At 69.1% G+C, this 6,395-nt stretch carries 5 protein-coding genes; 2 read left to right on the top strand and 3 right to left on the bottom strand.

The window, feature by feature from the left end:
* From JZ791_RS34830 to JZ791_RS34815, 3 genes are all read right to left on the bottom strand, one after another.
* The coding region (locus JZ791_RS34830) for a lycopene cyclase family protein (RefSeq protein ID WP_308163267.1) at positions 1 to 1,240 on the bottom strand (1,240 nt) is incomplete at its 3' end.
* 241 nt (positions 1,241 to 1,481) lie between these two features.
* A complete protein-coding gene (locus JZ791_RS34820) occupies positions 1,482 to 2,246 on the bottom strand; it encodes an SDR family oxidoreductase (RefSeq protein ID WP_216900630.1) in 765 nt (254 codons plus the stop codon).
* A 48-nt stretch (positions 2,247 to 2,294) separates the two neighbouring features.
* Complete coding sequence (locus JZ791_RS34815; RefSeq protein WP_216900628.1) at positions 2,295 to 3,185, bottom strand: helix-turn-helix domain-containing protein; 891 nt, start codon at positions 3,183 to 3,185, stop codon at positions 2,295 to 2,297.
* A gap of 176 nt (positions 3,186 to 3,361) precedes the next feature.
* Between JZ791_RS34815 and JZ791_RS34810 the strand changes: the two genes are divergently transcribed.
* Entirely contained in the window at positions 3,362 to 4,285 is a 924-nt protein-coding gene (locus tag JZ791_RS34810; protein WP_216900626.1) for an alpha/beta hydrolase, read from the top strand.
* Between the two features lie 414 nt (positions 4,286 to 4,699).
* Positions 4,700 to 6,331, top strand: a complete 1,632-nt coding sequence (locus tag JZ791_RS34805) for an ABC-F family ATP-binding cassette domain-containing protein (RefSeq protein ID WP_216900624.1) — start codon at positions 4,700 to 4,702, stop codon at positions 6,329 to 6,331.
* Positions 6,332 to 6,395: the final 64 nt, after the last annotated feature.

Genomic DNA, 6,395 nt, shown 5'->3' with positions numbered 1-6,395 from the left:
GTCCGGGAACGTCTGTGCTGTCGGTGATTCTGCGCGTTACGCTTGCGATGATGGCATCTGTCGCGGCGAAGGTGGCGGCGATGCTGTAACCCGTTGCGGGGTGGAGCAATCCGCCTGCCGCGCCGAACCGGCCCCCGCCGGGGCGCCCACCCTCCAGTGGGAAACGGACCCGTTCGACGGGCTCGGTGCCGTCCAATTCGATTCCGCGCCTGCGCAATCGGATATGCAGGCGATCCCGGAGCTCGGTGATCGGCAGGGGAGGCCGCCCGGCGAGGCAGGTCTCCTCGAGGAGGATCGTGTCGGCACTCAGGGGGACGGCGTATAGGAAGGAGGGCGGTGCATCGGCCGGCGCGCCGTTGTCCGACCGCCAATCCATGAAGATCGCCTCATTCCACTGATCTCGTTGCAGCACAACCCCGTACGCAGTCTGCTCGGCGCGTGAGGGGGAGCGGCCCAAGCCGCGCGCGTCGATCACCCGCCGCGCACGCAGCACAGTCCCGTTCGACAGCCGAACCGCCTCCTGCCCGTCCGGCCACCCGAGAACCTCCGGCGCGCGCGACGGTTGCGCTGTCCTCGGTTGGTCCGATCGTCGGGTCGTCCCGGAGCCGTCTGATGCGCCAGCCGCCACCGGCTCGCCCGACGACGGTTGTGCTGCTGCCGGTCGGTCCGATAGCCGTGCCGCCTCGATTTCCTCCGACGCTTGTACCCTCTCAGGCGTTTCCGGTGGTTGCACTGCTTCGCGACCCTTCCGCGGCGGTGCTTCCTCGGGTCCTGCTAACGGCGTGGTCTCGGGCTTATCTGGCATAGGTGCCGTCTCGGGCTTGTCCGACAAGGGAACTGGTTCGGATTCGAGTGTTGGTCGCGCAGCATCGGCGGACCGGCGTACGTCGAACGGCGCGCGGGCGCGCGGTCGCCAATGGATCTGCTCCACCCGATCGGCGATGACCCTGGCTTCGGTGACATCGAGCGAATCCTGTAGTGCGGCAACATTGAACACCACGTAAGGCCGGTCGATCTCGAACCGACGCGTCCCCCAGGCCACCGGGCGGGGGACAGTCGCCGCGATCGTATGCGCAGGCAGCCAGGACGGCAGTTCGTCCGCCCAGGCCGCATAGGTCGCGGTCCACCGCCGCATGGGGTGCGGGTCGACGACGGTCACCGTCAGCCCATACGCCAGCGCACGATGGGCCAAGGCGCGCCCGGCCGGGCCCAGGCCACAGACGAGCAGGTCGGGGATCACACTGGTGATTGCACCAGATCATCGATGTGCAACACCGCACCGGGCGCACGACAAACCCCGCGTGCCCAACCGGATCGACAGGGTCACGATCCGGGATGGCTCCGAAATGGGTGTGGGGGCTGGTGAGGCAGGGCGTTCGCGGGCGGCTGCGCGGGGATGCTCGGTATTACGCGGTGCGCAGAGGGGTGTTGTGGGGCCCGGTACCGGCGGGCCGCTTGGTGCGGCCCGCCGGTGGGTCGGCTCAGATTCCGCCGGTGGCCAGTAGGCCGCCGTCTACGCGGACGACTTCGCCGGTGATCCATGAGGCTTGGTCGGAGACCAGGAAGCCGATGAGTGCGGCGACGTCTTCCGGGTTGCCCAGGCGTTTGAGGGGGTACGGGGCGGCTGCGGCGTCCTCGCCGGCGGAGTACAGGGCGTCGGCGAATTTGGTCTTCACCACTGCGGGGGCGACGGCGTTCACGCGGATCGCGGGGCCCAGTTGCCAGGCCAGTTCCTCGGTGAGGCGGATCAGTGCCGCCTTGGAGGCGCCGTACGCGGCGATGAGGCCGCTCGAGCGGATTCCGGCGACACTGGCGACGTTCACCACCGCGCCGCCATTGGCCTGCATCCACGCCTTGTAGGCCTCCTGCACGTAACCCAGCGCGGCGACGACGTTGACGTCGAAGATCTTGCGCACCGCGTTCAGATCCGCCTCCATCAGCGATCCGTACACGGGGTTGATGCCGGTGTTGTTGATCAGGATGTCCAGCGATCCGAATTCGGCGACGACGGTCCGCACCTGCTCCGCCCGCGACTCGGCGTCGCCCGAATTGCCCGCCAGCGCGACGACCTTCCCGGGATGGCCGAGCCCGCGCAGTTCGGCTGCGGCCTCCTCCAGCGGTTCCGGTTTGCGCGCGCTGATCAGCACGTTCGCGCCCCGCGACAGCAGTTCGGCCGCCACCGCCTTGCCGATCCCGCGGCTCGCACCGGTGACCAGCGCACCTTTACCTTTGAGGTCCTCACTCATGCACCGCACGCTACCGACCGGACCGCGCCATGGATAGGTCCGGGGCCGCTATTGATGGCGACTGCCCTCAGACTCCGCCTCCGGATCGCCCTGCGGCTCGGATGCGACCCAGCTCGTGAGGATGCGCAGAGCGTCATGGGACGCGGTGCCCGGCTCGGCGGACAGGATCATGAGTCGCTGCCCCGAGCCGTCCGGGCTCGACCAGGTGTCGCAGTCCAGCGTGAGATCCCCGACCAGGGGATGGCGATAACTCTTCGTGCCGAAACTGGAGCTGTCCACTCGATGTTCAGCCCACCAGGTGCGAAAATCCTTGTCCCGCACCGAGAGTTCGCCGACGAGCCGGGCGAGTTCGGGATCGTCCGGCTCACCGGCCGCTGCCATGCGGATGGCCCCGATGGCGACACGGGCGTCGTGCTCCCACCGCCGATGCAGCCGCCGGAACTGCGGCTCGGAGAACATCAGGTGGACGTAATTGCGCCTGGCCCTGGGTATCTGCTCGAAATCCAGGTACAGCGCGGTCGCGGCGGCGTTCCAGCCCAGGATGTCCAGCCGCCTGCCCAGGACGAGCGCGGGGGTCTCGGTGAGCTGCTCGAGCAGGCGTCGCACCTCGGGCCGGACCTGTTCGGGGGCGCGGCGGCGGTGCGGGCGAGCGTCGGATTTGTGTGCGAGTTCGTAGAGATAGGTCTGTTGATCCTCGTCCAGCCGCAGCGCGCGGGCCAGGGTGCTCAGCACCGCGGCCGAGGCCTGCACTCGCCCCTGTTCGAGCCGGGTGTAGTACTCCACGCTGATCGTGGCGAGCTGCGCGACCTCTGTGCGGCGCAGCCCGGCCACCCTGCGGCGCTCACCCGCGTCGGGCAGTCCGACCTCGCGCGGCGTCAGCTGGGCGCGTCGCGCGGCGAGGAAGCGGCCGACCTCGCGGGAATCGGGTGCGGTGCTCATGACTCGATTCTGGAACGCGATGCCACGCGGCAACAGGGGCAAGATCGTGACCGGTCTGGATTTCGTCCATTTCGCACTGGCTGGAACGTTGCGATCGTGGAATCGCGCCACGGTGATCGGCCGAGCGCCGGGGGCCTGTCCGCGCCGCCGAGTCACGAATGCACAAGGAGAATTCCGTGCCGCAGATCGCTCTCACCTTCGACAGCGCCGGCCTCACGATTGCGGGAATGCTGTACCTTCCGGACTCTCCTGCGGGTCGCAGGCTCCCGGCGATCGTCGTCGGCCACCAGGGCGGGGCCGTGAAGGAACAGGCCGCCGGCCTCTACGCCGCGAAGCTGGCCGCGGCGGGCTTTGCGGCCCTGGTCTTCGACGCCGCATACCAGGGCGAAAGCGGTGGTGAGCCGCGGGGCCTCGAGGATCCCGCCCACCGAGTGGAGGACATCAAGGCCGCGGTCTCGCTGCTGACGACCCGTCCCGAGGTCGATCCGGACCGGATCGGCGCCCTGGGCATCTGCGCGTCCGGCGGATACGCCCTGGCGGCCGCGAGCACCGATCGCCGGGTGCGCGCCGTGGCGACGGTCAGCGCCGCCGATATCGGCCGCTACCTGCGCCTGGGCCCCGACGGAACCCAGGATCCGGCCGTCTTCACGAGCATGCTCGACGCCGCGGCTGACGCCCGCACCCGGATGGCTCGCGGCGAGAAGTCCTCGGGCATGCCACTGTTCCCGGATACGATCGAGCAGGCCCGGGAGCTCGGCGGCGACCATGCGGCCGAGGGTTTCGAGTACTACCGCACGCCGCGCGCCCAGCATCCCCGCTCGGCGGAGTGCCTCGAGTGGACGAGCATCGACCGGATCGCCGCCTTCGATGCCTTCACCGCCGTGCCACTGCTCGGCGCGCGAGCGCTGCTGATGATCGTGGGCACCCGCGCGGTGACCTCCTGGATGAGCCTCGAGGCGTACCACCGGGCAACGGGTCCCAAGCGCATCCACTGGATCGAGGGCGCCAGCCACGCCGACCTCTACGATCGGGAACAGTACGTCGGCTCGGCAGTGGACGAACTGGCATCCTTCTTCGAGGCCAACCTTCCGCGGGACTGAGTACGCGGTCTGGCATCTCGATTGTCGGCCGGTCGCGGAGGAGCTGTCCGTGGTGTCGGGACCTGGTTCGAGCCGGGCGATTGCATGTCCAGGCGGGAGCTGCCCGGCGCGGGCGAGCTTGTGAAGCTACTCGGCGCGCAGGTCGGCCGGGGGTGGCGCGGTGCGAGGCGGTCCGGGCGCCGACGAGTCTTGCCGCGGTCTTCGGCGTGCACGTCGGGCGGTATGGGCCAAGCCGCGATCCAGGGCGGCACCGCACTCGGGCGCCACCGCGAGTACCCCGGTGCGGCGATAGTGGCGGCCGTTACGGCGGCCTCGTCGGGGTGATGCGTAAAATTGGTGGTCTTGTGCGTTCCTCGGACGCACACTCGAGCCGTCAACCCGTGCACCACCGAATTCTTTGTAGAGGAGCCCGTTGTGATCACCGCGACCGACCTGGAGGTCCGGGCCGGAATCCGCACACTGCTGACCGCGCCCGGGTCGGCATTGCGGGTACAGGCCGGGGATCGAATCGGGCTGGTCGGGCGCAACGGCGCCGGCAAGACCACCACGCTGCGCATCCTGGCCGGCGAGGGCGAGCCCTATGCCGGTACGGTCACCCGCTCGACCGATATCGGTTACCTGCCGCAGGACCCGCGCGAGGGCAACCTGGACGTGCTGGCCCGCGACCGGGTGCTGTCCGCGCGCGGCCTGGACGCGCTGATCCGGGATATGGAGAAGCAGCAGGCGCTGATGGCCGAGGTCGCCGACGAGACCGAACGCGCCCGGGCGGTACGCAAATACGGCCAGCTCGAGGACAGGTTCTCCGCGCTGGGCGGCTACGTCGCGGAAAGCGAGGCCGCTCGCATCTGCAATAGCTTGGGCCTGCCCGAGCGTGTCCTGGAACAGCAGTTGCGCACCCTGTCCGGTGGTCAGCGCCGCCGCATCGAACTCGCGCGCATCCTGTTCTCCGCCTCCGACGGCTCCGGTGGCCGCAGCGACCGCATCCTGTTGCTGGACGAGCCAACCAACCACCTCGACGCCGACTCCATCACCTGGCTGCGCGGCTTCCTGCAGAACCACGAGGGCGGGGTGATCATCATCTCGCACGATGTGGATCTGCTGGCCGACGTGGTGAACAAGGTCTGGTTCCTGGACGCGGTGCGCGGCGAGGCCGACATCTACAACATGGGCTGGAAGAAGTATCTCGACGCTCGCGCAACCGACGAACAGCGCCGTGTACGCGAGCGCGCGAACGCGGAGAAGAAGGCCGGCGCCCTGCGCACCCAGGCCGCCAAGCTCGGCGCGAAGGCCACCAAAGCCGCTGCGGCACATCAGATGACGCGCCGCGCGGACCGCCTGCTCGCCGAACTGGACGACGTGCGCGTGGCCGACAAGGTGGCGCGGATCAAGTTCCCCGAACCCGCCCCCTGCAGCCGCACCCCGCTCATGGTCAAGGACCTGACCAAGCTGTACGGCTCGCTCGAGATCTTCACCGGCGTCAGCTTCGCGGTCGACCGCGGCAGCCGCGTGGTGGTCCTCGGACTCAACGGCGCGGGCAAGACCACGATGCTGAAACTCCTTGCGGGCGTGGAGACACCGACCGCGGGCGGGCTGGAGCAGGGCCGCGGCCTCAAGGTCGGCTACTTCGCCCAGGAGCACGACACCCTGGATGACACCGCCTCGGTCTGGGAGAACATCCGTCACGCCTCCCCGGACGCCGGGGAACAGGAATTGCGCAGCCTCCTGGGCGCATTCATGTTCACCGGCCCCCAGCTCGAGCAGCCCGCGGGCACCCTGTCCGGCGGCGAAAAGACCCGCCTGGCCCTGGCGGGACTGGTCTCCTCGTCGGCCAACGTCCTGCTCCTGGACGAACCCACCAACAACTTGGACCCGGTCTCCCGAGAACAGGTTCTCGACGCCCTGCGCAGCTACGCGGGCGCGGTCGTCCTGGTGACCCACGATCCGGGCGCCGCCGAGGCCCTCAACCCCGAACGCGTCATCATGCTCCCCGATGGCACCGAAGACCACTGGTCCGAGGATTATCTGGAGCTGATCCAGCTCGCCTGACGGGGCGCATGCCCGCATACCGGTCGCGCTGATGCGCGGAGCATCGCACGGGCCGCATCGACTT

The organism is Nocardia alni (genome assembly GCF_019038435.1).
In the GTDB taxonomy this organism is placed as follows: Bacteria; Actinomycetota; Actinomycetes; order Mycobacteriales; family Mycobacteriaceae; genus Nocardia; species Nocardia alni.
This window is presented reverse-complemented; position numbering and strand designations above follow the sequence as displayed.